The 26,359-nt window shown below is 63.1% G+C and carries 27 protein-coding genes; 13 read left to right on the forward strand and 14 right to left on the reverse strand.

Going from position 1 to position 26,359, the window contains the following annotated elements; translation table 11 throughout:
* Positions 1-17: 17 nt before the first annotated feature.
* The 8 genes from AWB74_RS27595 to AWB74_RS27635 all read left to right on the forward strand — a co-directional run bounded on the left by AWB74_RS27595 (position 18) and on the right by AWB74_RS27635 (position 8,793).
* Positions 18-1,052 carry a glycosyltransferase gene (locus tag AWB74_RS27595; RefSeq protein WP_061149833.1) on the forward strand — a complete coding sequence of 345 codons (1,035 nt, stop codon included), beginning with the start codon at positions 18-20 and terminating at the stop codon, positions 1,050-1,052.
* Positions 1,049-2,035: a formyltransferase gene (locus AWB74_RS27600; RefSeq protein WP_061149834.1), complete on the forward strand. Its 987-nt coding sequence runs from the start codon at positions 1,049-1,051 to the stop codon at positions 2,033-2,035. Before AWB74_RS27595 ends, AWB74_RS27600 begins: the two co-directional genes overlap by 4 nt.
* On the forward strand, positions 2,032-3,078 hold the full coding sequence (locus AWB74_RS27605) for a bifunctional UDP-4-keto-pentose/UDP-xylose synthase (protein ID WP_061149835.1): 1,047 nt from the start codon (positions 2,032-2,034) through the stop codon (positions 3,076-3,078). Before AWB74_RS27600 ends, AWB74_RS27605 begins: the two co-directional genes overlap by 4 nt.
* 10 nt (positions 3,079-3,088) lie before the next feature.
* Positions 3,089-3,985 carry a polysaccharide deacetylase family protein gene (locus AWB74_RS27610; protein ID WP_061149895.1) on the forward strand — a complete coding sequence of 299 codons (897 nt, stop codon included), beginning with the start codon at positions 3,089-3,091 and terminating at the stop codon, positions 3,983-3,985.
* Positions 3,986-4,068: 83 nt separating this feature from the next.
* Positions 4,069-4,530: a peroxiredoxin gene (locus AWB74_RS27615; protein WP_014191241.1), complete on the forward strand. Its 462-nt coding sequence runs from the start codon at positions 4,069-4,071 to the stop codon at positions 4,528-4,530.
* A gap of 399 nt (positions 4,531-4,929) precedes the next feature.
* Positions 4,930-6,780 (forward strand): PhoH family protein, encoded by a 1,851-nt coding sequence (locus AWB74_RS27625; RefSeq protein ID WP_061149836.1) that lies wholly within the window; start codon positions 4,930-4,932, stop codon positions 6,778-6,780.
* 194 nt (positions 6,781-6,974) lie between these two features.
* Positions 6,975-7,931 (forward strand): C40 family peptidase, encoded by a 957-nt coding sequence (locus tag AWB74_RS27630; RefSeq protein ID WP_061149837.1) that lies wholly within the window; start codon positions 6,975-6,977, stop codon positions 7,929-7,931.
* 55 nt (positions 7,932-7,986) lie between these two features.
* Positions 7,987-8,793: an SDR family oxidoreductase gene (locus AWB74_RS27635; RefSeq protein WP_061149838.1), complete on the forward strand. Its 807-nt coding sequence runs from the start codon at positions 7,987-7,989 to the stop codon at positions 8,791-8,793.
* Between the two features lie 27 nt (positions 8,794-8,820).
* Here the strand turns inward: AWB74_RS27635 and AWB74_RS27640 are convergent, their stop codons facing one another.
* The 8 genes from AWB74_RS27640 to AWB74_RS27675 all read right to left on the reverse strand — a co-directional run bounded on the left by AWB74_RS27640 (position 8,821) and on the right by AWB74_RS27675 (position 14,765).
* Complete coding sequence (locus AWB74_RS27640; RefSeq protein WP_061149839.1) at positions 8,821-9,831, reverse strand: inorganic phosphate transporter; 1,011 nt, start codon at positions 9,829-9,831, stop codon at positions 8,821-8,823.
* A 96-nt stretch (positions 9,832-9,927) separates the two neighbouring features.
* Entirely contained in the window at positions 9,928-10,554 is a 627-nt protein-coding gene (locus tag AWB74_RS27645; protein ID WP_061149840.1) for a DUF47 domain-containing protein, read from the reverse strand.
* Positions 10,555-10,694: 140 nt separating this feature from the next.
* Positions 10,695-12,083, reverse strand: coding sequence for a replicative DNA helicase (locus tag AWB74_RS27650; RefSeq protein ID WP_061127598.1), 1,389 nt, complete (start codon positions 12,081-12,083; stop codon positions 10,695-10,697).
* A gap of 122 nt (positions 12,084-12,205) precedes the next feature.
* Positions 12,206-12,661: a 50S ribosomal protein L9 gene (gene rplI, locus AWB74_RS27655; protein WP_061149841.1), complete on the reverse strand. Its 456-nt coding sequence runs from the start codon at positions 12,659-12,661 to the stop codon at positions 12,206-12,208.
* 28 nt (positions 12,662-12,689) lie between these two features.
* Positions 12,690-12,965 carry a 30S ribosomal protein S18 gene (gene rpsR, locus AWB74_RS27660; RefSeq protein WP_061127600.1) on the reverse strand — a complete coding sequence of 92 codons (276 nt, stop codon included), beginning with the start codon at positions 12,963-12,965 and terminating at the stop codon, positions 12,690-12,692.
* 2 nt (positions 12,966-12,967) lie between these two features.
* The gene (priB, locus tag AWB74_RS27665) at positions 12,968-13,267 is read right to left on the reverse strand and encodes a primosomal replication protein N (RefSeq protein ID WP_061149842.1); all 300 of its coding nucleotides are present in this window, start codon (positions 13,265-13,267) and stop codon (positions 12,968-12,970) included.
* 44 nt (positions 13,268-13,311) lie between these two features.
* Positions 13,312-13,683, reverse strand: coding sequence for a 30S ribosomal protein S6 (gene rpsF, locus AWB74_RS27670; protein ID WP_061117413.1), 372 nt, complete (start codon positions 13,681-13,683; stop codon positions 13,312-13,314).
* 128 nt (positions 13,684-13,811) lie between these two features.
* The gene (locus tag AWB74_RS27675; RefSeq protein ID WP_061149843.1) at positions 13,812-14,765 is read right to left on the reverse strand and encodes a LysR family transcriptional regulator; all 954 of its coding nucleotides are present in this window, start codon (positions 14,763-14,765) and stop codon (positions 13,812-13,814) included.
* Between the two features lie 165 nt (positions 14,766-14,930).
* Here AWB74_RS27675 and gcl point away from each other — a divergent pair, with 165 nt between their 5' ends.
* The 4 genes from gcl (at position 14,931) to lysM (ending at position 19,291) form a co-directional block, all read left to right on the forward strand.
* The gene (gene gcl, locus AWB74_RS27680; RefSeq protein WP_061149844.1) at positions 14,931-16,706 is read left to right on the forward strand and encodes a glyoxylate carboligase; all 1,776 of its coding nucleotides are present in this window, start codon (positions 14,931-14,933) and stop codon (positions 16,704-16,706) included.
* Between the two features lie 40 nt (positions 16,707-16,746).
* Positions 16,747-17,547 carry a hydroxypyruvate isomerase gene (gene hyi, locus AWB74_RS27685; RefSeq protein WP_061149845.1) on the forward strand — a complete coding sequence of 267 codons (801 nt, stop codon included), beginning with the start codon at positions 16,747-16,749 and terminating at the stop codon, positions 17,545-17,547.
* A gap of 36 nt (positions 17,548-17,583) precedes the next feature.
* Positions 17,584-18,489 carry a 2-hydroxy-3-oxopropionate reductase gene (locus AWB74_RS27690; protein ID WP_061149846.1) on the forward strand — a complete coding sequence of 302 codons (906 nt, stop codon included), beginning with the start codon at positions 17,584-17,586 and terminating at the stop codon, positions 18,487-18,489.
* A 310-nt stretch (positions 18,490-18,799) separates the two neighbouring features.
* Entirely contained in the window at positions 18,800-19,291 is a 492-nt protein-coding gene (gene lysM / locus AWB74_RS27695; protein ID WP_061149847.1) for a peptidoglycan-binding protein LysM, read from the forward strand.
* A gap of 57 nt (positions 19,292-19,348) precedes the next feature.
* Here the strand turns inward: lysM and AWB74_RS27700 are convergent, their stop codons facing one another.
* The 6 genes from AWB74_RS27700 to AWB74_RS27725 all read right to left on the reverse strand — a co-directional run bounded on the left by AWB74_RS27700 (position 19,349) and on the right by AWB74_RS27725 (position 25,314).
* A complete protein-coding gene (locus AWB74_RS27700; RefSeq protein ID WP_087039219.1) occupies positions 19,349-20,341 on the reverse strand; it encodes an asparaginase in 993 nt (330 codons plus the stop codon).
* A gap of 31 nt (positions 20,342-20,372) precedes the next feature.
* The gene (locus tag AWB74_RS27705; RefSeq protein WP_061124712.1) at positions 20,373-21,299 is read right to left on the reverse strand and encodes a CysB family HTH-type transcriptional regulator; all 927 of its coding nucleotides are present in this window, start codon (positions 21,297-21,299) and stop codon (positions 20,373-20,375) included.
* Positions 21,300-21,326: 27 nt separating this feature from the next.
* Positions 21,327-22,391: a sulfate/molybdate ABC transporter ATP-binding protein gene (locus AWB74_RS27710; RefSeq protein WP_061149849.1), complete on the reverse strand. Its 1,065-nt coding sequence runs from the start codon at positions 22,389-22,391 to the stop codon at positions 21,327-21,329.
* Positions 22,392-22,407: 16 nt separating this feature from the next.
* Positions 22,408-23,304 (reverse strand): sulfate ABC transporter permease subunit CysW, encoded by an 897-nt coding sequence (gene cysW / locus AWB74_RS27715; protein ID WP_061149850.1) that lies wholly within the window; start codon positions 23,302-23,304, stop codon positions 22,408-22,410.
* Positions 23,301-24,185 (reverse strand): sulfate ABC transporter permease subunit CysT, encoded by an 885-nt coding sequence (gene cysT, locus AWB74_RS27720; RefSeq protein ID WP_061149851.1) that lies wholly within the window; start codon positions 24,183-24,185, stop codon positions 23,301-23,303. The genes cysW and cysT overlap by 4 nt, the downstream gene beginning before the upstream one ends.
* 94 nt (positions 24,186-24,279) lie before the next feature.
* The gene (locus AWB74_RS27725) at positions 24,280-25,314 is read right to left on the reverse strand and encodes a sulfate ABC transporter substrate-binding protein (protein WP_061149852.1); all 1,035 of its coding nucleotides are present in this window, start codon (positions 25,312-25,314) and stop codon (positions 24,280-24,282) included.
* Between the two features lie 247 nt (positions 25,315-25,561).
* On the opposite strand from AWB74_RS27725, the gene lexA reads away from it, so the two are divergent.
* Positions 25,562-26,239, forward strand: a complete 678-nt coding sequence (gene lexA, locus AWB74_RS27730) for a transcriptional repressor LexA (protein ID WP_061149853.1) — start codon at positions 25,562-25,564, stop codon at positions 26,237-26,239.
* Positions 26,240-26,359: the final 120 nt, after the last annotated feature.

Genomic DNA, 26,359 nt, shown 5'->3' on the forward strand with positions numbered 1-26,359 from the left:
AGGACACTCAGCCCAACATGAGTCATTTGGATTTTCCGGCGACCTCTCCCGAGCTTTCGGTGATCATCCCGGTCTACAACGAGGAAGACGGGCTCGCCGCCCTCTTCCAGCGCCTCTATCCGGCACTCGATGCGCTCGCCACGTCGTATGAGGTGATCTTCATCAACGACGGCAGCCGCGACAAATCGGCCGCGCTGCTCGCGCAGCAGTTTCACGTGCGGCCCGACACCACGCGCGTGATTCTGCTCAACGGCAATTACGGGCAGCACATGGCGATCCTCGCGGGCTTCGAGCAATCGCGCGGCGAGATCGTCGTCACGCTCGACGCCGACCTGCAGAATCCGCCCGAGGAAATCGGCAAGCTCGTCGAGAAGATGCGCGCGGGTTACGACTACGTCGGCACGATTCGTCAGCAGCGCCAGGACAGCCTGTGGCGCAAGAAGGCGTCGCGCGCGATGAACCGCCTGCGCGAGCGCATCACCAAGATCAAGATGACGGACCAGGGCTGCATGCTGCGCGCATACAGCCGCCATATCATCGATACGATCAACCGCTGCGGCGAAATCAACACGTTCATCCCGGCGCTTGCGTACACCTTTGCGCAGAATCCGATCGAAGTCGATGTCGCGCACGAAGAGCGCTTCGCGGGCGAATCGAAGTATTCGCTCTATAGCCTCATCCGCCTGAACTTCGATCTCGTCACCGGTTTCTCGGTCGTGCCGCTGCAATGGCTGTCGTTCATCGGCGTGATTCTGTCGGTAGGCTCGGCGGGCCTGTTCCTGCTGCTGGTGATTCGGCGCTTCATGTTCGGCGCGGAAGTCCAGGGTGTGTTCACCCTCTTCGCCATTACGTTCTTCATGCTGGGCGTGATCATCTTCGCGCTCGGGCTGCTCGGCGAATATATCGGGCGCATTTATCAACAGGTGCGCGCACGGCCGCGCTATCTCGTGCAGACGATCCTCGAGCAGCGCGACGGCCTGCCCTCCGCGGTCAGGCCGCCACAGGAAGCGCTGCACGTGGCGGTCGTCACGCGCGAGGAAGACGGCCGATGAAGCCGCGCGCAGTCGTCTTCGCCTATCACAACGTCGGCGTGCGCTGCCTGCAGGTTTTGCGTGCGCGCGGCGTCGACGTCGCGCTCGTCGTCACGCACGAGGACAGCGCGAGCGAGAACATCTGGTTCGGCAGCGTCGCGCAGGTCGCGGCGGAATACGGCATCGAAACGATCATGCCCGCCGATCCGAGGTCGCCCGAACTCCACGACACGGTGCAACGCATCGCGCCGGATTTCATCTTCTCGTTCTATTACCGGCACATGCTGCCCGTGTCGCTGCTCTCGCTCGCGAAGCGCGGCGCGTACAACATGCATGGCTCGCTGCTGCCGAAGTATCGCGGCCGCGTGCCGACGAACTGGGCCGTGCTCAACGGCGAAACCGAGGCCGGTGCGACGCTGCACGAAATGGCCGAGAAGCCCGACGCCGGCGCGATCCTCGCGCAGACGCCGGTGCCGATTCTTCCCGACGACACTGCGGCGCAGGTCTTCGACAAGACCGTCGTCGCCGCCGAGCAGACGCTCTGGCGCGTGCTGCCCGCGCTGCTCGCGGGCGAGGCGCCGCATCTGCCGAACGACCTCGCGTCGGGCAGCTATTACGGCGGACGCAAGCCGGAAGACGGCCGCATCGACTGGTCGCAGCCGGCGCAACGTGTCTACAACCTGATTCGCGCGGTGGCGCCGCCGTATCCGGGCGCGTTCACGGATATCGGCGCTGACCGTTTCATCGTCGCGCGGGCGCGGCTCGTGCCGGAAACGGGCGCGCCGGGCATCGTGCCCGAAAGACTCGGTGAGCTGCGACGTTTGCCCCCGGGCCTGAGCGTGACGGATAATGCGCTGTTTGGCGTCTGCGGCGACGGCCGCGTCATTGCCATCCACGAGTTGCGTCACCGGCCGCTCGATGCCGGGGGCGTCGCGTCGAGCGAAGCGCGCACCGTCGAACCCGCCGAATTCGGCCGCATCATTCAATCCTCTCGTCATTCATGAAAAAAGTCCTGATCCTGGGTGTCAATGGCTTCATCGGCCATCACCTGTCCAAGCGCATCCTCGAAACCACCGACTGGGAAGTCTTCGGGATGGACATGCAAACCGACCGCCTGGGCGACCTCGCGAATCACGAGCGGATGCATTTCTTCGAAGGCGACATCACGATCAACAAGGAGTGGGTCGAGTATCACGTGAAGAAGTGCGACGTGATCCTGCCGCTCGTCGCGATCGCCACGCCCGCGACCTACGTGAAGCAGCCGCTGCGCGTCTTCGAGCTCGACTTCGAAGCGAATCTGCCGATCGTGCGTTCGGCCGTGAAGTACGGCAAGCATCTGGTGTTTCCGTCGACGTCCGAGGTGTACGGCATGTGCACCGACGAGCAGTTCGACCCGGAAGAGTCCGTGCTCTCCTACGGCCCGATCAACAAGCCGCGCTGGATCTACGCGTGCTCCAAGCAGCTGATGGACCGCGTGATCTGGGGCTACGGCATGGAAGGCCTGAACTTCACGCTGTTCCGTCCGTTCAACTGGATCGGCCCGGGCCTCGACTCGATCTACACGCCGAAGGAAGGTTCGTCGCGCGTCGTGACGCAGTTTCTCGGCCACATCGTGCGCGGCGAGAACATCAGCCTCGTCGACGGCGGCGCGCAGAAGCGAGCGTTCACCGACATCGACGACGGCATCGGCGCGCTGATGAAGATCATCGAGAACAAGGGCGGCGTGGCGTCGGGCAAGATCTATAACATCGGCAACCCGACGAACAACTTCTCGGTGCGCGAACTGGCGAACAAGATGCTCGCGCTCGCGAACACGTTCCCCGAGTACGCGGACAGCGCGAAGAACGTGCAGCTCGTCGAGACCTCGTCGGGCGCGTACTACGGCACGGGCTATCAGGACGTGCAGAACCGCGTGCCGAAGATCGAGAACACGATGCAGGAACTCGGCTGGGCGCCGCAAGCCAGCATGGACGACGCGCTGCGCAAGATTTTCGAAGCGTATCGCGGGCATGTGGGCGAGGCCCGCAAGCTCGTGGAACAGGCGTAAAGAGGCGCGCGTGGCCCGCATCGTTCTCAAGATCGACGTCGATACCCTGCGCGGCACGCGCGAAGGCGTGCCCAATCTCGCGCGTCTGCTCGACAAATACAGCGCCCGCGCGACCTTCCTCTTCAGTCTCGGCCCCGATCACACCGGCTGGGCGCTACGGCGCGTCTTTCGGCCGGGCTTTCTGAAGAAGGTGTCGCGCACGTCGGTGGTCGAGCACTACGGCGTGAAGACGCTCATGTACGGCGTGTTGCTGCCGGGACCGGACATCGGCCGCGAAGCCGTGTCCGAAATGCGCGCGATCCACGAGGCCGGCTTCGAATGCGGCATCCATACGTGGGATCACGTCTACTGGCAGGACAACGTGCGTGCGCGCGATCGTGCCTGGACCGTCGCGCAGATGGAACAGAGCCACGCGCGCTTCATCGAGATATTCGGCGGGCCGCCTGTCACGCACGGTGCGGCTGGCTGGCAGATGAACGGCTATGCGTTCGAACAGATCGACGCGTGGGGCATGCGCTATGCGTCCGACGGGCGCGGCCACACGCCCTACATCCCCGTGCTCGACGGCCGCACGCTGAACCACATCCAGATGCCGACCACGCTGCCCACGCTCGACGAAGTGCTGGGCGTCGATGGCGTCGACGAGAGCAATGTCGCCACGCATCTGCTGCGTCATACGGCGAACAATCCGCACGATCAGGTGTTCACGCTGCACGCCGAGCTCGAAGGCCAGAAACTCGCGCCGATCTTCGAGCAACTGCTTGCCGGCTGGCGCGCGCAGGGACACAGCTTCGCCACGATGGGCGATTACCATGCGGCGCTGGACCGCACGACGCTGCCCACGTACCCTGTGACGTGGGGCGAAATCCCCGGCCGCGCGGGCGAGCTGATCGTCCAGCCGGGCTGAAAACGGCGCTTGGCCGCTGCCGGGTCTCGCCGTAGATTTCGTCGTCGTCTCACCAACGAACCATAACAATCGGAGAAACCTTCGTGTCAGTTGCAGTCGACCAGCCCGTACCCGACTTCACCGCACCCGCAACGGGTGGCGAGTTCACGCTTTCGAGCCTGCGCGGCACGAAAGTCGTGCTCTTTTTCTACCCGAAGGACAACACGCCGGGCTGCACGACCGAAAGCCTGCAATTTCGCGACCACTACGATCAGTTCAAGGCGGCCGGCGCGGAAATCGTGGGCATCTCGCGTGACAGCGTGAAATCGCACGACAACTTCAAGGCCAAGCTGGAGCTGCCTTACACGCTGGTTTCGGACGGCGACGAAGCCATCTGTTCCCTCTTCGATGTCATCAAGATGAAGAAAATGTATGGCAAGGAAGTGCGCGGCGTGGAGCGCTCGACCTTCCTCATCGACGCGAAAGGCGTGCTTCGGCGGGAGTTCCGCGGCGTCAAGGTGCCAGGCCACGTAGAGGCCATCGTCGAGGCTGTACAAGCGATTTGAGGCACGTTATATTGGACCGCAATGAACGCCTGTCCACCCCATTCCTGTTGTCTTTGCGTGAGCCGCCGTGTGCCTGTCGGCGCGGTCGGCATGGACCCGGGCTATGTGGAGTCGGCAAGGGAAAGGCGCTCTGAAACAGAAGTCAGCCGCTGGTTCCGCTAATCGGAGCAGCGGCTTTTTTATTTGGCGTCGCATGAAAACCACGCTGCTTCGGCTCATGCGCGACGCCTTGCACGCAACCTCCAAGGAGCAGATCGAAACTTAGGCGAACCGGCGATTTCGACAACGAAGCGCGCCACCGGGCGCAAACTGCAGGAACCGTATTGCTTCGAGGGCGTACGAGCAGGATGCGACAGGCGGCGCACGATACACGAACCCGATTCCTTTCGAGGGAACACCATGCCTTTGCCTACCGCCCCGGCCAAGCTCGGCCATCTCCTTCCGGCTGAAGAATACAAGGCCAAAGCCCGGCCTTCGAAACAGTCGAAAAAACAAGCCGCGGCGAGCGATGACGACGCCTTCGGCGCGGTCGACACCGTCGCCGCCGAGCGTCCCGCAGCCAACGCCGCGCACACGCTGCGCTCGATCGCGAGCGAAGTGCTGACCCAGATTCCTGCCGAAGCGCATGTCGAAGCGGTCGTGCCGCCGCCCGCGCCCGGCACCGTGCCGACGCGCGGCCGAAAATCGAAACAGACCGCGGCGCTCCTGCAGCCGGCGCCGTCTGCGCGCGAGACGCCCGACGAGGTCGTTGCCCGCGCGGAACGCGCGGAAACGCCCGTGGCGCCCGCACCAGCCGCCGCAAAGGACGAATCGCGCGTGCAGAGCAAACGCCGCAAGGGCGCGACCGCCGAAACCGAATTGCGCAAGCTTTTCGTGCTCGACACCAACGTGCTGATGCACGACCCGAGCTCGCTCTTCCGCTTCGAGGAACACGACGTCTATCTGCCGATGATGACGTTGGAAGAACTCGACAACCACAAGAAGGGCATGTCGGAAGTCGCGCGCAACGCGCGTCAGGTGAGCCGCACGCTCGATGCGCTGGTCGCGCACGCGGGCAAGATGACGGAAGGCATTCTGCTGTCCTCGCAAGGCAACCGCGATGCGCTCGGCCGCCTGTACTTCCAGACGACGCTCACCGATATCGAGCCGGTTCAGGGGCTGCCCGTCGGGAAGGCGGACAACCAGATTCTCGGCGTCGTGCGCGCGCTGCAGAAAGAGCGGCCGGATCGTCAGGTCGTGCTGGTGTCGAAAGACATCAACATGCGCATCAAGGCGCATGCGCTGGGTCTGCCCGCCGAGGACTACTTCAACGACCAGGTTCTCGAGGACAAGGACCTGCTGTACTCGGGCGTGCGCGCGCTGCCGCAGGATTTCTGGACGCGGCACGCGAAGGGCATGGAGAGCTGGCAGGACACGAAAACCGGCACGACGTACTACCGCGTGACCGGGCCGTTGTGCCCGTCGATGCTCGTCAACGAGTTCGTGTATCTCGAACCGCAGAACGGCGAGCCGTCGTTTCACGCGGTCGTGCGCGAACTCAACGGCAAGACCGCGCTGCTGCAGACGCTGCGCGACTACGGCCATCACAAGAACAACGTCTGGGGCATCACCGCGCGCAATCGCGAGCAGAACTTCGCGCTCAATCTGTTGATGAACCCCGAAGTCGATTTCGTCACGCTGCTCGGCCAGGCGGGCACCGGCAAGACGCTGATGGCGCTCGCGGCCGGTCTCGCGCAGGTGCTCGACGACAAGCGCTACAACGAGATCATTGTGACGCGCGCCACCGTGCCGGTCGGCGAAGATATCGGTTTCTTGCCGGGCACAGAGGAAGAGAAGATGCAGCCGTGGATGGGCGCATTCGACGACAACCTCGAAGTCCTCCAGAAAACCGACGACGCCGCCGGCGAATGGGGCCGCGCCGCGACGCAGGAGCTGATCCGTTCGCGTCTGAAGGTGAAGAGCATGAACTTCATGCGCGGGCGGACCTTCGTCGACAAATACGTGATCATCGATGAAGCGCAGAACCTGACGCCCAAGCAGATGAAGACGCTCGTCACGCGCGCGGGTCCAGGCACGAAGATCGTGTGTCTCGGCAACATCGCGCAGATCGACACGCCGTATCTGACCGAAGGCAGTTCGGGGCTGACGTACGTCGTCGACCGCTTCAAGGGCTGGACGCACAGCGGTCACGTGACCCTCGCGCGCGGCGAGCGTTCACGTCTCGCCGACTACGCGTCGGACATCCTGTAGCGGCGGTTTTTCATCGCGACAAACGGCCCGGCGGCGCAATCCGTCGGGCCGTTTTTTTCGTCCCGACGTTTTCCGGCTGCAACACTTACGGCACAAACTTCATGTGAATCCTCAAGACATCTTGCCGCACGGCCGTTCGGCGGGCTAGTATCGGCACACTGCCCTTCCTGGCGAGTTTTTGCTCGCCGATTGCAATGCGTCGAATCTGGCTGCCGCTTCTCGTGACCGTCCTGCTTGCCGCGTGTGGAACCGCGCCGCAGCAGACTGCGCGCAAGCCTACCGCCAGCACGAACGCCAACCGTACCTACAAACCGCCGCCGGGCTTCCCGACTTTCGTCGATCACAGCATCGGGCGCGAGGAAATTTCCATTCAGGCGATGTCGCTCGTCGGCGTGCCGTACCGCTGGGGCGGCAACACGCCCGACGCGGGCTTCGATTGCAGCGGGCTCGTGCGATACGTCGTCGATCGCGCGGCGTCGGTCAATCTGCCGCGCACGACGGCGGAAATGAGTTCGCGCGGCGATTCGGTCGAGCCCGATGAAATCGCGCCCGGCGATCTGATCTTCTTCAACACGACCGGGCGGCCGCATTCGCACGTGGGGATTTACGTCGGCAAATTGCGCTTCGTGAATGCGCCGTCGACGGGCGGCACCGTGCGGCTCGACTATCTGACGAACCCGTACTGGGCGAAGCGCTTCGACGGCATTCGACGCGTCGCGCCGCCGAAAACCGCGCCGACACCTTTCGATGCGCCGACGTATCTCGCGTCGCCCGCGCCCGCATCCGCGCCCGTGCAAGCGCCGCCCGCAGCGGCATCGGCCTACGCGCGTCAGGCGACGCCGCCAACGAACGTCGACGCCTTCGAGCCGCCGCCTCCGACGCTCTCCGCGGAGCAACGGCAATCGCAAGCCGCCAGCGCGACGGCGCCATCGGTCGCGCCCGATCCGATTCAGGCCGCCGCCGATGCGTTCGAACCGCCGCCGCCGACATCGCGCGCGGCACGCCAGCAGGCCCGCGCGGCACAGGCAGTCACCGACGATCCCGCCGAACCGCCCGTGCGCGTGATGCGCGCTTCCACCGGCTCGCTCGCCGCGCCCCGCCCCGCGCAAAACGACGATCCCATCGCCCGCTTCGCGACCGGTACGAACTGACGCGCGCGGCGCGTCTCTGCTATCGTGTTTCGATCATTCGTCGACGGAGCGAAACATGGACCTGGGACTCGCGGGCAAAGTCGTCCTGATCACGGGCGGCAGCAAGGGAATTGGATTTGCCTGCGCGAAAGCGTTCGCGAGCGAGGGCGCGAAAGTGGCCATCGTCTCGCGCGATGCCGCGAATCTTGCCCGCGCCCGTGAACAACTGGCCAGCAACGGATATCACGTGCATCTCGCGCGCGCCGATCTGCATGAGGCGCACAGCGCCGAGGATGTCGTCGAGGAAGCGAGCGCCGCGCTCGGGCCCATCGACATTCTCATCAACAGCGCGGGCGCCGCGCGCCGCTACGATCCCGATACGCTCGACGCCGCCGCGTACAAGGCGGCTATGGACGCCAAGTACTTTTCCTACGTCTATCCGCAGCAAGTCGTGCTGAAGCGCATGGCCGAGCGCCTGCGCAGCGAGCCGGGCGCGGAGCCGGGCGCCATCGTCAATATTGTCGGGATGGGCGGGAAAATTGCGACGGACATCCATATCGCGGGCGGCGCCGCGAATGCGGCGCTGATGCTCAACACCGTCGGCCTCGCGCACCATTACGCGAAACTCGGCATTCGCATCAACGCGATCAATCCGGGCGCGACGCTCACGGAGCGCGTCGAGGAAGCACTGGAACTGGAAGCGAAGCGGCAAGGCGTCACGCGCGATCAGGTGCTCGCCGAGAGCCAGGCGAAAGTGCCGCTTGGACGTTACGCGAAACCCGAGGAAATCGCCGACGTGGCGCTCTTCCTGGCGAGCCGCCGCGCGAGTTATGTTTCGGGCGCCATCATTCCGATGGACGGCGTGTCGTCGCCCATCATCTGACACGCGCCCGCGGGCGCGTGGTGCGGCTCAAAGGAAGCGATGACCGACCCACCAGCCCGCAGCCGCGAGCGCGGCGGATGCCGGGATCGTCAGAATCCACGCCCACACGATATTGCCCGCCACGCCCCAGCGCACCGCGCTGAACTTCTGCGTCGCGCCCACGCCGACGATCGCGCCGGTGATCGTGTGCGTCGTGGAAACCGGAATGCCGAGGAACGACGCGACGAAAAGCGTGATCGCCCCGCCCGTCTCTGCGCAAAACCCGCCGACCGGCTTCAGCTTCGTGATCTTCTGGCCCATCGTGCGCACGATGCGCCAGCCGCCAAACAGCGTGCCGAGACCCATCGACAGATAGCAAAGACCGATGACCCAGACAGGCGGCGCATCGGCGGTGGCGGACGCGTAGCCCGTCGCGATCAGCAGCATCCAGATGATGCCGATGGTCTTCTGCGCGTCGTTGCCGCCGTGGCCGAGCGAATAGAGCCCCGCCGAGACGAGCTGCATGCGGCGAAAACGGCGGTCGACCTTCGAAGGCGGCGTGCGGAAATACAGCCACGACACGAGCAGCATGAAGAACGAGCCGAGCACGAAGCCCAGCACCGGCGAGATGAAGATGAACGCGACGGTCTTGAGCAGGCCGTCCCAGTTGAGCGACGCCCAGCCCGACTTGGCGAGCGCCGCGCCGACGAGACCGCCGATCAGCGCGTGCGACGAACTCGACGGAATGCCGTAGATCCACGTAACGATATTCCACCCGATCGCCCCGACGAGTGCGCCGAAGATCACGTAGTGATCGACGATTTCGGGATCGATCGTGCCCTTCCCGACGGTGGCCGCGACTTTCAGGTGAAAGACGAAATACGCGATGACGTTGAACGCGGCGGCAAATGCGACCGCCTGCTGCGGCTTGAGCACGCCAGTCGAGACGACCGTGGCGATGGAATTGGCGGCGTCGTGAAAGCCGTTCATGAAGTCGAACGCGAGTGCGACTATGACGAGCAAGGCGACTGCCCAGATGGCGAGTTGAATCGAATGCATCAGTTGGTGTTTTTTCTGCCGGCGCGCGAAGACCGCGCGGGTTGTCTGTCGTCGTTACCCGCGTCGCGTCGTGCGTCGCGGGCTCGGGCGGCATGATCAGGCGTTTTCCAGCACGATGCCTTCGATGATGTTCGCGACGTCCTCGCACTTGTCGGTGATCGTCTCGAGCAGCTCGTAGATGGCCTTCAGCTTGATGAGGGTCTTCACGTCGTCTTCCTCGCGGAAGAGCTTCGACATGGCCGAGCGCAGTACGCGGTCCGCGTCCGACTCCAGGCGGTCGATTTCCTCGCAGATCTTCAGGATTTCGCTCGCGCGCTTCATGTCGGCCAGCAATTCCACGGCCTGCTGCACGCGCGTGACCGTGCCCGTGCAGATATGCGCAAGCTGGCTCGCCTCCGATGTCACCGCACGCACGTCGTAGAGTGAAATGGCGGTCGCGACGTCCTCCATCAGATCGAGGATGTCGTCCATCGTGGTGATGAGCTTGTGGATTTCGTCGCGGTCGAGCGGCGTGATGAACGTCTTGTGCAGCAGGTCGATGGTTTCGTGCGTAAGCTTGTCGGCGCGCTTTTCGTTTGCCTGAACGTTCTGCTTGTGAACCTCTGCGTCGTCGAGATTATCGATCAGCAGTTCGAGCTCGCGGCTGGCATCGACCATGCACTTAGCGTGCTCGTTGAAGATCTCGAAGAATTTGCCCTCGGTGGGCATGAAACGACCGAACATGAAAATCCCGGTAAATGGGTCAATCTGAGATAGACATCAAACCGACATATTGTACCCGCGCGCACCCACAGGCGCACCGCGCGTGAACGACGCGCAGCGGCGGATGTCGCGAGGAATTGACAGTCGATGCGTCGAGAGGCTTATTCGCCGCCGTAGAAGTTCTGCGCGCCGGCGAAGTTATCGAATTTCGTGTACTGGCCGTGGAAGGTCAGACGCACCGGGCCGATCGGACCGTTACGCTGCTTGCCGATGATGATTTCGGCGGTGCCTTTGTCGGGGCTGTCCGGGTTGTAGACTTCGTCGCGATAGATGAAGAGAATCACGTCCGCGTCCTGCTCGATGGCGCCCGATTCGCGCAGATCCGACATGATCGGCCGCTTGTTCGGCCGCTGCTCGAGGCCGCGGTTCAACTGCGACAGCGCTATCACGGGCACGTCGAGTTCCTTCGCGAGGCTCTTGAGCGAACGCGAGATTTCGGAAATTTCGGTCGCGCGGTTTTCGCCGCCGCCCGAGCCCGACATCAGCTGAAGATAGTCGACGATGATAAGGCCGAGCTTGCCGCATTGCCGCGACAGGCGCCGCGCGCGCGAGCGCAGTTCCATCGGATTGAGGCCGCCGGTTTCATCGATGAAAAGCTGCGCCTCGCTCATTTTCTGCACGGCGTGCGTGAGCTTCGGCCAGTCTTCGTCCGTGAGACGGCCCGTGCGCATACGGTGCTGGTCGAGCCGGCCGACGGAGCCGAGCATACGCATCGTCAGTTGCGTGCCGGGCATTTCCATCGAGAATACCGCGACCGGCAAGCCGTACTCCACCGCGACGTATTCACCGATATTCATCGAAAACGCCGTCTTACCCATCGACGGACGGCCCGCGACGATGATCAGTTCGCCGCCGTGCATGCCCGAGGTCATGCGGTCGAGGTCGACGAAGCCGGTCGGCGTGCCGGTCACATCGCTCGGATTGGCCGTGTGATAAAGCGTGTCGATGCGCTCGACGACCTGCGTGAGCAGTGGCCCGATTTCGAGGAAGCCCTGCGTGCCGCGCGCGCCGTCTTCGGCGATCGAGAACACGCGCGCTTCGGCTTCGTCGAGAATCTGGCGAACTTCCTTGCCTTGCGGATTGAAGGCATCGGCGGAAATTTCATCGGCGACGGAGACGAGACGGCGCAGCACCGCGCGATCGCGCACGATCTCGGCATAGCGTCGGATATTCGCCGCGCTCGGCGTATTCTGCGCGAGCGCGTTCAGATACGCGAGCCCGCCCACTTCCTCGGCCTTGCCGGCCATCGTGAGCGCTTCGTAGACGGTGATGACGTCGGCCGGACGCGTCGCCGCGATCAGCTTGCCGACGTGCTCGTAGATGATGCGATGGTCGTAGCGATAAAAATCGCTCTGATGCATGACATCGGCGATACGGTCCCATGCGGCATTGTCCAGCAGCAGGCCGCCGATCACGGATTGCTCGGCTTCGATCGAATGCGGCGGGACCTTCAGCGCGTCGAGTTGCGGGTCTTTGGACGGAGCGTTCATGGGGTGGAATTATCGAACAATGCAGATGGGCGGACAATAAAAAATGGCAGGAGCCTTTGCAGCTCCTGCCATTTCTCGACCTGCTCGCGAGGCCCAAAGCCTCGCTTAGCCTCGCTTCGAACTTACGCGTGCTCGCCGAGCACGGACACCGTGACGTCGACCAGCACGTCCGTGTGCAGCGCCACTTGAACCGGATGGTCGCCGACCATCTTGAGCGGGCCTTCCGGCAGACGCACTTGCGCCTTTTCCACTTCCGCGAAGCCTTGCTTCTTCAGCGCATCAGCGATGTCCGCGTTCGTGACCGAACCGAACAGACGGCCGTCGACGCCAGCCTTCTGCGAGATCTGAACCGTGAAACCGCTCAGCTTTTCGCCTTGCGCTTGCGCAGCCGACAGCTTTGCAGCAGCGACCTTTTCGAGTTCGGCGCGGCGAACTTCGAATTCAGCGATGGCGTCCTTGGTCGCGCGGCGAGCCTTCTTGCCGGGGATCAGGAAGTTACGTGCGTAGCCGTCCTTGACCTTGACGATATCGCCGAGGTTGCCCAGGTTGACGACCTTTTCCAAAAGGATGATTTGCATTTTTGGCTTTCCTTAGTGCGTCGTCTGATTAGGCCTTGTGCAGGTCGGTGTACGGCAGGAGCGCGAGAAAACGCGCGCGCTTGATCGCCGTGTCGAGCTGGCGCTGATAGTGCGCCTTCGTGCCAGTCAGACGAGCCGGCGTGATCTTGCCGTTTTCGCCGATGAAGTCCTTCAGCGTTTCCGTGTCCTTGTAGTCGATGTGATCGACACCGGCTGCCGTGAAACGGCAGAACTTCTTGCGCTTGAAGAGCGGGTTTTGTTGCTGACGACGCTTGTCGAATTTCTTACCAGTCGGGCGGGGCATGATTAGTCCTTTCCAATGTCCTGCAATTCTGTGATGTGAAACACCAGGGTTCGCGCGTTACGGCTTTTCTTCGCCAGAAAGCCGGTGAAGCGTGTTTCGACGCCCATCGGACAGCTTTCCAGCTTGCCGCTCGCTTCGCCGGCCGCAACCGCCTGCATGGTCAGTTCGATCTTTCGGGCGATGCCCGCTTCGACGACTTCCGCCGCGTGTTGCAACGTGCAGCTTGCGATCGGGATGCCGGCGGGCGTGTACCGCACCGGTTCGCGTTCCACGACGCTTGCTGTCAGTTGCAGCCGGTTCACTTAAAGTGTTCGTTCCCTGATGGCTTGACAGTGTTGAACTGTCTTTAAGCCTGCGCTTCGGACGGCTGGCTGGCCGCCTTCTTGGCTTCTTCGCGCTGCACTTCCTTCATCATCGGCGACGGGCCGGTTTCGGCCTTCTTCATCTTGACGATGAGGTGACGCAGAACGGCGTCGTTGAACTTGAACGCGTGCTCGAGCTCTTCGAGCGTAGCCTGATCGCATTCGATGTTCATGCAGACGTAGTGAGCCTTCGCGAGTTTCTCGATCATGTAGGCCAGTTGGCGACGGCCCCAGTCTTCGATGCGGTGGATCTGGCCACCGTGCGACGTGATCGTGCTCTTGTAGCGCTCGATCATGGCGGGCACTTGCTCGCTCTGATCGGGGTGCACGATAAATACGATTTCGTAATGACGCATATTCACTCCTTGTAGCTACTTGTGGATTGAAGCCACCCGGGCGTCGGACCGGTGTGGCAAGTGAGAAGCCCGAAACTATATCGCGTTTCGTTTGGTCGGGCAAGCCAAATCGTCGGATTTTCAAGCAGTTAGCGTGCGGGCGCGGGTTCCGTGCGCGGTTCGCCCGGAAGCGTGAGCGGGCGGCTCCAATAACCGGTCTGAGCGTAGGTTTCCTTAAGATAATCAATGAAGTAGCGCACGCGCGCCGGTACGTAGCGCTGCTGCGGATAGACCGCGAGGATGTCGTAATCGGGCAGTTCGAATTCGTCGAGCACGGTTTCCAGTTCGCCCGCTTCGAGTTGCCGCTGGATTTCCCACGTCGAGCGCCAGCCCAGTCCGAGCCCTTCCGAGGCCCAGCGGTGCAGCAATTCGCCGTCGTTGCAATCGAGCGTGCCGGAGACGCGCACCGTTACGACCTTGCCGTTGCGCCGGAAATACCAGCCGCGATTCTGGCCGCCCTGAAGATTGAACGCGAGGCAATTGTGATTCGGCAGATCTTCGAGCGTTTTCGGCCGGCCGTGCTTCCTGAAATACGCAGGCGTGCCGCACACGACGCGCCGGTTGCTCGCAAGTTTCACCGCGACGAAGTTCGGATCGACCGCCCCGCCGATGCGTATCGACAGGTCATAGCCCTCGCGCACGAGATCCACGACGCGATCCGTCAGATTGAACGACATCTGCAGTTCGGGTTTGTCGACGACGAACGCCGGCGCGTGAGGCGCCACGTGCATGCGTCCGAACGCCGCCGGCGCCGACACAATCAGATGCCCGCCCACCGCGCGCCGTCCCGCCGCGAGTTCGTTCTCCGCCTGATCCCACTCGGACAGCAGATTTTTGCAACGATCGAGAAACGCCGCGCCCTCTTCGCTGACGACGAGCCGTCGCGTCGAGCGATACATCAGCTTCACGCCCAGGCGCTTTTCCAGCGCATCGATACGCCGTCCGAGGATCACCGGCGACACGCCCTCTTCCAGCGCCGCCGCCGCGAGACTGCCCGCCTCGGCGACGCGCACGAAGGTCTCGATCTGCTTGAAACGGTCCATCTCCTGCCTCCAATCCGCCCGGCGTCGTCATTCGAAACTTTTTGTACGGGATAAAGCGACTCCGACTGATCTTATCAAACCTTTTTAACACTCTTAAAGTGCAACTGAACCCTGCTTCACATGCAGACAGCGATTACGTATAGAGACCCCAGGAAGGAGACAATCATGCCCAAGATGAGAGCCGTTGACGCAGCCGTCCTCGTGCTGGAAAAAGAAGGAATCGATACCGCGTTCGGTGTGCCGGGCGCGGCCATCAACCCGTTCTACTCGGCGATGAAGAAGTCGGGCGGCATCAGCCACGTGCTCGCGCGTCACGTCGAAGGCGCATCGCACATGGCCGAAGGTTATACCCGCGCGGCGCCGGGCAACATCGGCGTTTGCATCGGCACGTCGGGCCCGGCCGGCACCGACATGATCACCGGCCTGTATTCCGCTCAGGCCGATTCGATCCCTATCCTCGCGATCACCGGCCAGGCGCCGCGTGCGCGTCTGTACAAGGAAGATTTCCAGGCGGTCGATATCGAGTCGATCGCGAAGCCCGTCACGAAGTGGGCCGTCACCGTGCGCGAGCCGGCGCTCGTGCCGCGCGTGTTCCAGCAGGCCTTCCATCTGATGCGCTCGGGCCGTCCGGGTCCGGTGCTGGTCGATTTGCCGATCGACGTGCAGATGGCCGAGATCGAGTTCGACATCGACACCTACGAGCCGCTGCCGGTCTACAAGCCGAAGGCGACGCGCGCACAGATCGAAAAAGCGCTGACGATGCTCAACGACGCCGAAAAACCCCTGATCGTGTCCGGCGGCGGCGTGCTGAACGCGGCGGCGGAAGATCTGCTCGTGCAATTCGCGGAAACGCTCGGCGTGCCCGTGATTCCGACGCTGATGTCCTGGGGCGCGATCCCCGACGATCATCCGCTGATGGCCGGCATGGTCGGCTTGCAGACGTCGCATCGCTACGGCAACGCGACGATGCTCGCCTCCGACTTCGTGCTCGGCATCGGCAATCGCTGGGCGAATCGCCACACGGGCAGCGTCGAGGTTTACACCAAGGGCCGTAAGTTCGTGCACGTGGATATCGAGCCGACGCAGATCGGCCGCGTGTTCGGACCGGATCTCGGCATCGTGTCGGATGCGAAGGCCGCGCTCGAACTGTTCGTCGAAGTGGCGAAGGAATGGAAGGCCGCAGGCAAGCTGAAGGACCGCGGCGCGTGGGTCGCGGATTGCCAGCAGCGCAAGCGCACGCTCCAGCGCAAGACGCACTTCGATAACGTGCCGATGAAGCCGCAGCGCGTCTACGAAGAAATGAACCTCGCGTTCGACCGCGACACGTGCTTCGTGACGACGATCGGTCTGTCGCAGATCGCGGGCGCGCAGTTCCTGCACGTCTTCAAGGCGCGCAACTGGATCAACTGCGGCCAGGCCGGCCCGCTCGGCTGGACGATTCCCGCCGCGCTCGGCGTGCGTGCCGCCGATCCGCAACGCAAGATCGTCGCGCTTTCGGGCGACTACGACTTCCAGTTCATGATCGAAGAGCTCGCCGTCGGCGCGCAATTCAAGCTGCCGTACGTGCACGTGGTCGTGAACAACTCGTACCTCGGCCTGATCCGTCAGGCGCAGCGCGGTTTCGACATGGATTACTGCGTGCAGCTCGCGTTCGACAACATCAACGCGCCTGAACTCGAAGGCTATGGCGTCGATCACGTCGCGGTGGCCGAAGGCCTCGGCTGCAAGGCGCTGCGCGTGCACAAGCCGGAAGACATCGCCCCGGCGCTGAAGCGGGCGCAGGCGTTGGCCGCCGAGCATCAGGTGCCGGTCGTCGTCGAGATGATTCTGGAACGCGTGACCAACATTGCGATGGGCACCGAGATCGACGCGATCAACGAGTTCGAAGAGCTTGCCGAAACGAAGGCCGATGCTCCGACCGCCGTCACGCCGCTCGACTAAAACCCGAGTGATTCCACTGACCGACCATCAGGAAAGAACAATGCCGAAATTTGCCGCGAATTTGACCATGCTGTTCAACGAAGTCCCGTTCCTCGACCGCTTCGCGGCGGCGGCGAACGCGGGTTTCAAGGCGGTCGAGTTCCTGTTCCCTTACGCGTTCTCGATCAGCGATATCCAGCAGCGCCTGAAGGACAACGACCTGCGGATCGTGCTGCACAACCTGCCCGCGGGCAACTGGGAAGCGGGCGAGCGCGGCATCGCCTGCCTGCCGGATCGCGTCGCGGAATTCCGCGAAGGCGTGCCGCGTGCGATCGAATACGCGAAGGCGCTGAACGTGCCGCAACTGAACTGCCTCGTCGGCATTCCGACGGCGGGTGTATCGGCGGAACAGGCGCGCACGACGATCATCGAAAACCTGCGCTTCGCCGCGGATGCGTTGAAGAAAGAAGGCATCAGGCTGCTCGTCGAGCCGTGCAACGCGTATGACATTCCGGGCTTTGCGCTGAACAAGTCGAAGGAAGGTCTCGACGTCATCAAGGCTGTCGGCTCGGACAATCTGTTCCTTCAGTACGACATCTATCACATGCAGCGCATGGAAGGCGAGCTCGCCGCGACGATCAAAAAGAATCTGCCGCAGATCGCGCATATCCAGCTCGCCGACAATCCCGGCCGCAACGAACCCGGCACCGGCGAAATCAACTACGCGTTCCTGTTCGGGCTGCTCGACGAGATCGGCTATCAAGGCTGGATCGGCTGCGAGTACAAGCCGCTGAATGGCACCGAAGCGGGCCTCGGCTGGCTGCAGAGCATCGGCGGCGTGAAAGCTGCCGCCACCGCATAAAGCAACGTTAAGCAACGTTAAGGAGGAGCACAAAGTATGGCAACGATCGGTTTCATCGGACTCGGCATCATGGGCGCGCACATGGCGCGCAACCTCATCAAGGGCGGCCACTCGCTCGTCGTGAACGGCAAATTTCCGGTGCCCGACGATATCCGCGCGCAGACGAAAGTCGTCGAAGATTCGAGCGCGGTTGCGCAGGCGAGCGAAATCGTCATCACGATGGTGCCCGACACGCCCGATGTCGCCAATGTGCTGTTCGCCGATGACGGCGTCGCGAAGGGTCTGTCGAAGGGCAAGCTCGTCATCGACATGAGCTCGATCGCGCCGCTGGAAACGCAGGAGTTCGCGAAGAAGATCAACGCGCTCGGCTGCGACTATCTCGACGCACCGGTTTCGGGCGGCGAAGTCGGCGCACGCGAAGCGACGCTCACGATCATGGTCGGCGGGCCGGAGAAGTCGTTCAACATCGCCAAGCCCCTCTTCGATCTGATGGGCAAGAACATCTCGCTTATCGGCGATAACGGTGCGGGCCAGACCTGCAAGGTCGCGAACCAGATCATCGTCGCGCTGAACATCGAGGCCGTCGCCGAGGCGCTGCTGTTCGCGGCACGCTCGGGCGCCGATCCGGAGCGCGTGCGCAAAGCATTGATGGGCGGCTTCGCGTCATCGCGCATCCTCGAAGTGCATGGCGAGCGCATGACCAAGCGCACGTTCAATCCGGGCTTCCGTATCGAACTGCATCAGAAGGACTTGAATCTCGCGCTCGACGGCGCGCGCAAGATGGGCCTCGCCCTGCCCCACACCGCGAGCGCGCAGCAGCTTTTCAGCGTGTGCGCGGCGAACGGCGGCAAGGCGTGGGATCACTCGGCGCTCGTGCGCGCGCTCGAGATCATGTCGAACTTCCAGGTGGCGGACGAGCCGCAGCAAGCCAAGGCTGCGTGAGGCCGTTCAGCACCTGAACCGTGGGGCGTTCCGCGTATGGGCACGCGGGACAAATGCCGCTCTGGGCTGAGGGCGGCAAGTGGGGTCCGAGAAGCGGCACCCGGCGGTGCGCCGGGTAAGCCTTGGTCGGTCAGACGGTTTGTCGTCGGGTGTCCGCGTCGGATTGTTGCACATTGTGTCCTACCGCTGACGCATGAGCGGTGCTACAAATCCTTTTGTTGAAACTCAGAACTATCTGGTGGTGATCGCGACTAATCTGCCTAGACTTCGCGGGCCTTTCAATCACCGTCGTTAATCAAGGAGTTGAACAATGGGTATCCTCAGCTTTATCAAGGAAGCAGGCGAGAAACTCTTCGGCGCAGCCACGCCGAGCGCGCAGGCGGCCCCGGCTGCCGCGCCCGTCGATGTCGCCGCGCTCAACCAGAAAGCGGGCGAAGCCATCGCGACGTATATCCGTTCGCAAGGTCTCAACGCGGACAATCTGCAAGTCACGTATGACGGCGCATCGCATACGGTGACCGTGTCCGGTCAGGCGCCGGACCAGGCCACGAAGGAAAAGATCCTCGTCGCCGCGGGCAACGTGCAGCACGTCGACAAGGTCGACGATCAGCTGACCGTGCCGAATTCCGAGCCCGAGTCGCAGTATCACACCGTCGTGTCGGGCGACAATCTCTGGAAAATCGCGGAGAAGTATTACGGCAACGGTTCGAAGAACGATGTGATCTTCGAAGCCAACAAGCCGATGCTGAAGAGCCCGGACAAGATCTATCCGGGTCAGGTGCTGCGTATTCCCGCGGCCTGATTCTCTCTGAAGCCTGAATGAAAAAAACGCGAACTTCCGTTCGCGTTTTTTTGTTTCTCAGTAGGTGTCGAAGATCCGCTGGAGGTCTTTCACACCTGCCGCCAGCGCCAGCATCAGCAGCACGCGCGCCTTGTACGGATTGAGCGTGCCCGCGCTGATCGTGCCGAGTGCATCGTCGTTGGCCGCGCCGTTGCGCATCACGTGTCCCGAGCCCACGCGCGACGCGCGCACCACCGCCACGCCCTGCTTCACCGCATCCCCGAGCGCGTGCGTGAGCGTCGCGTGCATCGAGCCGTTGCCCGTGCCCGCGACGACGATGCCCTTCACGCCTGCCGCGACGAGCGCATCGACCATCACGCGCGATGCATCGGCGTGGCTCGTGACGATTTCCACCATCGGCCATTGATCAACCATGGCGAACTCGCTCGCGCTCGTGTGCGGCCGCACGACCGTACGTTGAAATTCCACGCGGCCGTCCTGCACGAAGCCGAGCACGCCGGTTTCGGGCGAGCGAAACGCATCGACCGCGTAGGTGCTCGTCTTGGTGACATCGCGCGCGCTGTGAATCTGGTTGTTGAACGCGACGAGCACGCCTTGCCCTTTGGCGCTCGCGGACGCCGCAACAGTGACGGCGTTGAGCAGATTCAGCGGGCCATCGGCGGACAGCGCGGTCGATGGCCGCATCGCCGCCGTCAGCACGACGGGCTTCGCGCTTTTAACCGTGAGATGCAGCAGGTACGCGGTTTCTTCGAGCGTGTCGGTGCCGTGCGTGACGACGACGCCGTCGATATCGTCCTGTGCGAGCAACGCGTCGATACGGCGCGCGAGCGTCGTCCAGAGCGCGGCGCTCATGTCCTTGCTGTCGATGCTCGCGATCTGTTCGGCCTGAATGCGCGCGACGGACGACAAGGCAGGCACGGCATCGAGCAGTTTGTCGACGCCGACGACGCCCGCCTTGTAGCCCGCCGTCTTCGATGCATCGCCGGCTTGTCCGGCGATGGTGCCGCCCGTTGCCAGCACGGCGATGCGAGGGAGAGAAGATGGTTTCATGCCGGCGATTGTAAATCAGCCGACGCGTGATTTAAGCCGCTTCGCGAAGCTGCGCGGCGATCTGCGCTTCATCGAGCTGCGGCGCGAACATTTCGATCAGCCGATACGCATACGCGCGCAGAAACGCGCCCTTCCTCAGGCCGACGCGCGTCGTGCTGGCTTCGAACAGATGCTGCGTATCGAGCGCGACGAGCTCGGTGTCGCGCTTCGCGTCGTAGGCCATCGCCGCGACGATGCCGATGCCCATGCCGAGCTCGACATACGTCTTGATGACGTCGGCGTCGATCGCGGTCAGCACGATATCGGGAATCGCGCCCGCGCTCGCGAACGCCTGGTCCACATGCGAGCGGCCGGTGAAATCGGTGTCGTAGGTGACGATCGGATATTCGGCGATCTGTTCGAGCGTGATGTTCTCGACGCCGACGAGCGGATGATCCTTCGGCACCACGACCGTGTGATGCCACGAATAGCACGGGAACGTCACGATATCCGGATAACGGTCGAGCGCTTCGGTCGAAATGCCGATGTCCGCTTCGCCGTTGATGATCATCTGCGCGATCTGCTGCGGGCTGCCCTGACGCAGCGCGAGATGCACTTTCGGGAAGACTTCGGTAAAGCGGCGGATGACCTTGGGCAGCGCGTAACGCGCCTGCGTGTGCGTCGTCGCGACGACGAGATGGCCGTTGTCCTGATCCGCGAACTGGCGCGCGACGCGCCGCAGATTCTCGGCATCGAGCAGCATGCGTTCGATCAGCTGATGCACCTGCTTGCCCGGCTCGGTGAGACCGGTGAGACGCTTGCCGCGGCGAATGAAGATATCGACGCCGAGTTCGTCCTCGAGATCCTTGATCTGCTTCGACACGCCCGACTGCGACGTGTACAACACGTTGGCGACCTCCGTCAGATTCATGTTCTGACGCACGGCCTCGCGCACGAAGCGCAACTGCTGGAAGTTCATGTGAGCCTCTCTATTTTTATGATGTTGTCATTGCGCGGGAAATACGCGCAAGGCGCGCGGCACGGCCGTAACGCCATCGCCGATATCGAGCTTCAGCGCGCGCCACGCCTCGCGATCCAGTTCCGCCTCGATCACGCCGCTGCTGCCTTCGAGCTCGACGCGCACCGAGCCGCCCAGCGTCACGACACGTCGCACGCCGACCGTGATGCCGTCGCGATGCGCGCCATCGGCAGGATAGAGCGCTAGATCGTGGGGACGCACATATGCGAGCGCCCGGCCGCTGAAATGCGCGCTCGCGGCGATCGCGGAAATCGGACTTGCGGCGCCATCGGCGATGAAGCCGTTCGCATCGACGTTACCCTGCAGCCGGTTCGCCGCGCCGAGAAACTCGTAGACGAACGACGTCTGCGGATGATCGTACACGTCTTGCGGACTGCCCACCTGCTCCACACGCCCGTGATTCATCACGACGATGCGGTCCGCCACTTCGAGCGCCTCTTCCTGGTCGTGCGTGACGAAGAGCGTCGAGATATGCAGATCGTCGTGCAGACGGCGCAGCCAGCTTCGCAATTCCTTGCGCACTTTCGCGTCGAGCGCGCCGAAGGGCTCGTCGAGCAGAAGCACTTTCGGCTCGACGGCAAGCGCGCGCGCGAGCGCGATACGCTGCCGCTGCCCGCCCGACAGTTCCGACGGAAACCGCTCCGACAACCAGTCGAGCTGCACGAGTTTCAGAAGCTCGTGCACCTTCTCGCGAATGACGGATTCCGAAGGCCGCTCGCGGCGCGGCTTCACGCGCAGACCGAAGGCGACGTTTTCGAACACGGTCATGTGGCGGAACAGCGCGTAATGCTGGAACACGAATCCGACCTGCCGCTCGCGCGCGCCGACTGCCGCGACGTCCTCGCCGTGCAGCACGACCTGGCCCGCATCGGCGAATTCAAGGCCCGCGATCACGCGCAGGAGCGTGGTCTTGCCGCAGCCGGAAGGCCCGAGCAGCGCGACGAGTTCGCCCGCCGGGAAATCGAGCGTGACGTTGTCGAGCGCGGTGAAATCGCCGAAGCGTTTTTGCAGATTGCGAACGATGATGCTCATGATGGTGTCGGCCTATTCAATTCTGTGCGGTGGCTTTGGCTTCGGTGACGGCTTGCGTCATGCGCCGCTCCGCGAGGAGCTTCAGCGCGAGCGTCACGAGCGCGAGCAGCGCAAGCAGCGACGCCACCGCGAACGCGGCCGAGAAGTTGTATTCGTTGTAGAGAATTTCGACGTGCAGCGGCATCGTGTCGGTCTGCCCGCGGATATGGCCCGACACCACCGACACCGCGCCGAACTCGCCCATCGCGCGCGCGTTGCAGAGAATCACGCCGTAGAGCAAGCCCCACTTCACATTGGGCAAGGTCACGCGCCGGAAGATCTGCCAGCCCGACGCGCCGAGCACGTGCGCCGCTTCTTCTTCATCGTTGCCTTGCGCCTGCATCAGCGGAATCAGCTCGCGCGCGACGAACGGGAACGTGACGAAGATCGTCGCGAGCACGATGCCGGGCACCGCGAAGATGATCTGCACGTCGTGCGCGGCGAGCCACGGGCCGAACCAGCCCTGCGCGCCGAACATCAGCACGTAGATGAGACCGGAGATCACGGGCGACACCGAAAACGGCAGGTCGATGAGCGTCGTCAGCAGCGCACGGCCCTTGAACTCGAACTTCGCGATCGCCCACGACGCCGCGAGCCCAAACACGACGTTCAGCGGCACGGCGATCGCGGCGGTCATCAACGTGAGCTTGATCGCGGACCACGCGTCCGGGTCCTTCAGCGACTCGAAGTAATAATCGACGCCCTTCGCGAACGCCTGCACGAACACCGCGACGAGCGGCACGACGAGAAAGAGCGCGAGAAACGCGAGCGCGATGCCCGTGAGCAGCCAGCGCACAGCGCGCGGCTCGGTGACGGGATTGAGGCTTTGCACATCGCGGCGCGTCGCCGTCTGCAACGGAAGAACCTTGCTCATGCCGTTTCTCCCGCAGTCAGCGCGACGCTTGCGGGCGCGGCGCCGGTCTTGCTCGTGCGCCGTTGCAGGAACCACTGCAGCGTGTTGATGAGGAGCAGCATCAGGAACGACACGCACAGCATCACCACGGCGAGCGCGGTCGCGCCGGCGTAATCGTATTGTTCGAGCTTGGTGATGATGAGCAGCGACGTGATCTCGGACTTCATCGGCACGTTGCCCGCGATGAAGATCACCGAGCCGTATTCGCCGAGCGCACGCGCGAACGCGAGCGCGAAACCGGTCAGGAGCGCGGGAAAGAGCGAAGGCAGCACGACGCGGCGGAACGTGAGCCAGCGCGTCGCGCCGAGGCACGCGGCGGCTTCTTCCTGCTCGCGCTCGAAGTCTTCGAGCACCGGCTGCACCGTGCGAACGACGAAGGGCAAGCCGATGAACGTCAGCGCGACGAGCACGCCGAGCGGCGTGAACGCGACCTTGATGCCGAGCGGCGCGAGATACTGCCCGATCCAGCCGTTGCCCGCATACACGGCTGCGAGCGAAATGCCGGCCACCGACGTGGGCAGCGCGAACGGCAGATCGACCATCGCATCGACGATGCGCTTGAACGGGAACGTGTAGCGCACGAGCACCCACGCGACGAGAAAGCCGAACACCGCGTTGATGAGCGCGCCACCGAGCGCCGCACAGAACGTCAGCCGATAAGAGGCCAGCACGCGCGGCGATGTCACCGCGCGCACGAACTGCGGCCAGTCGAGCGTCGCAGTCTTCGCAAAGGTTGCGGCAAGCGGAATCAGCACCACGAGGCTCAGGTACGCCACCGTGATGCCGATCGTCAGGCCGAACCCTGGAAGCGCGCTTGGCTTCCTGAATGTGAGGGTCGTCATCCTTGATTCATCCTTGTTTGCGCGCCGGGGTCGTGGCGCGTTGCTGCTTCAGGGCGCGCGGCATCATGGGTGCGCCGCGTCGCCCGTTCATGTCTTATTGCGGTTGATAGATCGAATCGAACACGCCGCCGTCCGCGAAGTGCGTCTTCTGCGCCTTGGTCCAGCCGCCGAAGGTGTCGTCGATGGTGTAGAGCTTCAGCTTCGGAAACTGCTTCGTGAGCTCGGCCGGAACCTTGTCCGAGCGCGGCCGATAGAAATTGCGCGCGGCGATCTGCTGGCCTTCGTCGCTATACAGATACTTGAGATAGGCTTCCGCGAGTTTGCGCGTGCCGTGTTTGTCGACGACCTTGTCGACCACGGCGACGGGCGGCTCCGCGAGAATGCTCACCGACGGCACCACGATCTCGAACTTCTCCGGCCCGAACTCCTTCAGCGACAGGAACGCCTCGTTTTCCCACGCGATCAGCACGTCGCCCTGCCCGCGCTGCACGAAGCTCGTCGTGGCACCGCGTGCGCCAGAATCGAGCACGCCCGCGTTCTTGTAGAGCTTCGTCACGAAGTCCTTCGCCGTTTGCTCGTTGCCGCCCTGCTTGTGCTGCGCATAGGCCCACGCTGCGAGATAGTTCCAGCGCGCCCCGCCTGATGTCTTCGGATTCGGCGTGACGATGGAGACACCCGGCTTCGTGAGATCGTCCCAATCCTTGATGTGTTTCGGATTGCCCTTGCGCACGAGGAACACGATCGTCGACGTGTAAGGCGACGCATTGTCGGGCAGGCGCTTTTGCCAGTCCGCACCGACGAGGCCCTTGCCCGCAAGCGCGTCGATGTCGTAGGCGAGCGCGAGCGTCACGACATCGGCCTGCAGGCCGTCGAGCACTGCGCGCGCCTGACCGCCGGAGCCGCCGTGCGACTGTTTGAACGTCACCGTCTCGCCCGTATCGGCCTTCCATTTCTTCGCGAACGCCTGATTGAAGTCCTGATACAGCTCGCGGGTCGGGTCATAGGAGACGTTCAGAAACGACGCCTGCGCGTGAGCCTGCGTCGCCATGCCGAAGCCCGCCGCCATCAGCGCCGCCGCTGCGAACAAGCGTCGCGCGCCCTTGCCCAATCCCAGTCTGATGCTTTGCATTCCCCGTTCTCCGTCTTATCGAATTGACGGAATCAGTCTATCGGCGCGTCTATATGATTAGAAATAATCGTTCTTCACTTTTTTATACGTAAATCTGCTAAGAACCATATTCCCGGACGGAAAAAGCGTCGTCAGCGCTGGCGCGGTCCCGCACGGCCGAACTTAAAGTAAAGCTTGAAAAGTGCCGAATACTGTATAAAAATACAGTTACCTGTCCATTCATACAGTGCATCAGGGGCCCGAGCCAGTGACCAGAACATCAAAACTTACCGCGCGGCAACAGCAGGTTTTCGAGCTGATCCAGCGCGCAATCGACCGTACGGGCTTTCCGCCCACGCGCGCCGAGATTGCGGCGGAGCTTGGCTTCAGTTCGGCGAACTCGGCCGAGGAGCATCTTCGGGCGCTGGCGCGCAAGGGCGTGATCGAGCTGGCGGCGGGTTCGTCGCGCGGCATCCGTCTGCTCGGCGACGCATCGCGCATCGATCGTTCGGAAGAACTGCCGCATCAGCTCACGCTGCCGCATCAGAGCATCATGCAGCTGTCGCTTCCGCTTGTCGGGCGCGTTGCGGCGGGTAGCCCGATCCTCGCGCAAGAGCACATCTCGCAGCACTACGCGTGCGATCCCGCGTTCTTTTCCAGCAAGCCGGACTATCTGCTGAAGGTGCGCGGCCTTTCGATGCGCGATGCCGGCATTCTCGACGGCGACCTGCTCGCCGTGCAGAAACGCAACGAAGCGAAGGACGGGCAGATCGTCGTAGCGCGTCTCGGCGACGACGTCACCGTGAAGCGCTGGAAGCGCCGTCCGGACGGCGTCGAACTTATCGCCGAGAACCCGGATTACGAAAACATTTTCGTGCGGTCCGGCAGTAGCGATTTCGCGCTGGAAGGCATCGCGGTCGGACTGATCCGCTCGGGCGAGTTCTGACGGCCCGGTCAAAGCGTTGGGAGGCGCGGGCGGCAGCAAACAAATGATGATCCGCTGGTCGCAAGGAGACAGAAAATGTCTCGGTAAGCGCGGAATATCACCTCACCAACTGCTTCGAAC

Origin of the sequence: Caballeronia arvi, from assembly GCF_001544695.2 — a bacterium.
Lineage (GTDB): Bacteria > Pseudomonadota > Gammaproteobacteria > Burkholderiales > Burkholderiaceae > Caballeronia > Caballeronia arvi.

Bases quoted from the DNA above. Each gene is read 5' to 3' on its own strand.
- AWB74_RS27595 (WP_061149833.1), top strand. From the start codon at position 18: ATGAGTCATTTGGATTTTCCGGCGACCTCTCCCGAGCTTTCGGTGATC.
- AWB74_RS27600 (WP_061149834.1), top strand. From the start codon at position 1,049: ATGAAGCCGCGCGCAGTCGTCTTCGCCTATCACAACGTCGGCGTGCGC.
- AWB74_RS27605 (WP_061149835.1), top strand. From the start codon at position 2,032: ATGAAAAAAGTCCTGATCCTGGGTGTCAATGGCTTCATCGGCCATCAC.
- AWB74_RS27625 (WP_061149836.1), top strand. From the start codon at position 4,930: ATGCCTTTGCCTACCGCCCCGGCCAAGCTCGGCCATCTCCTTCCGGCT.
- AWB74_RS27630 (WP_061149837.1), top strand. From the start codon at position 6,975: ATGCGTCGAATCTGGCTGCCGCTTCTCGTGACCGTCCTGCTTGCCGCG.
- AWB74_RS27635 (WP_061149838.1), top strand. From the start codon at position 7,987: ATGGACCTGGGACTCGCGGGCAAAGTCGTCCTGATCACGGGCGGCAGC.
- AWB74_RS27640 (WP_061149839.1), bottom strand. From the start codon at position 9,831: ATGCATTCGATTCAACTCGCCATCTGGGCAGTCGCCTTGCTCGTCATA.
- AWB74_RS27645 (WP_061149840.1), bottom strand. From the start codon at position 10,554: ATGTTCGGTCGTTTCATGCCCACCGAGGGCAAATTCTTCGAGATCTTC.
- AWB74_RS27650 (WP_061127598.1), bottom strand. From the start codon at position 12,083: ATGAACGCTCCGTCCAAAGACCCGCAACTCGACGCGCTGAAGGTCCCG.
- rplI (WP_061149841.1), bottom strand. From the start codon at position 12,661: ATGCAAATCATCCTTTTGGAAAAGGTCGTCAACCTGGGCAACCTCGGC.
- rpsR (WP_061127600.1), bottom strand. From the start codon at position 12,965: ATGCCCCGCCCGACTGGTAAGAAATTCGACAAGCGTCGTCAGCAACAA.
- rpsF (WP_061117413.1), bottom strand. From the start codon at position 13,683: ATGCGTCATTACGAAATCGTATTTATCGTGCACCCCGATCAGAGCGAG.
- AWB74_RS27675 (WP_061149843.1), bottom strand. From the start codon at position 14,765: ATGGACCGTTTCAAGCAGATCGAGACCTTCGTGCGCGTCGCCGAGGCG.
- gcl (WP_061149844.1), top strand. From the start codon at position 14,931: ATGCCCAAGATGAGAGCCGTTGACGCAGCCGTCCTCGTGCTGGAAAAA.
- hyi (WP_061149845.1), top strand. From the start codon at position 16,747: ATGCCGAAATTTGCCGCGAATTTGACCATGCTGTTCAACGAAGTCCCG.
- AWB74_RS27690 (WP_061149846.1), top strand. From the start codon at position 17,584: ATGGCAACGATCGGTTTCATCGGACTCGGCATCATGGGCGCGCACATG.
- lysM (WP_061149847.1), top strand. From the start codon at position 18,800: ATGGGTATCCTCAGCTTTATCAAGGAAGCAGGCGAGAAACTCTTCGGC.
- AWB74_RS27700 (WP_087039219.1), bottom strand. From the start codon at position 20,341: ATGAAACCATCTTCTCTCCCTCGCATCGCCGTGCTGGCAACGGGCGGC.
- AWB74_RS27705 (WP_061124712.1), bottom strand. From the start codon at position 21,299: ATGAACTTCCAGCAGTTGCGCTTCGTGCGCGAGGCCGTGCGTCAGAAC.
- AWB74_RS27710 (WP_061149849.1), bottom strand. From the start codon at position 22,391: ATGAGCATCATCGTTCGCAATCTGCAAAAACGCTTCGGCGATTTCACC.
- cysW (WP_061149850.1), bottom strand. From the start codon at position 23,304: ATGAGCAAGGTTCTTCCGTTGCAGACGGCGACGCGCCGCGATGTGCAA.
- cysT (WP_061149851.1), bottom strand. From the start codon at position 24,185: ATGACGACCCTCACATTCAGGAAGCCAAGCGCGCTTCCAGGGTTCGGC.
- AWB74_RS27725 (WP_061149852.1), bottom strand. From the start codon at position 25,314: ATGCAAAGCATCAGACTGGGATTGGGCAAGGGCGCGCGACGCTTGTTC.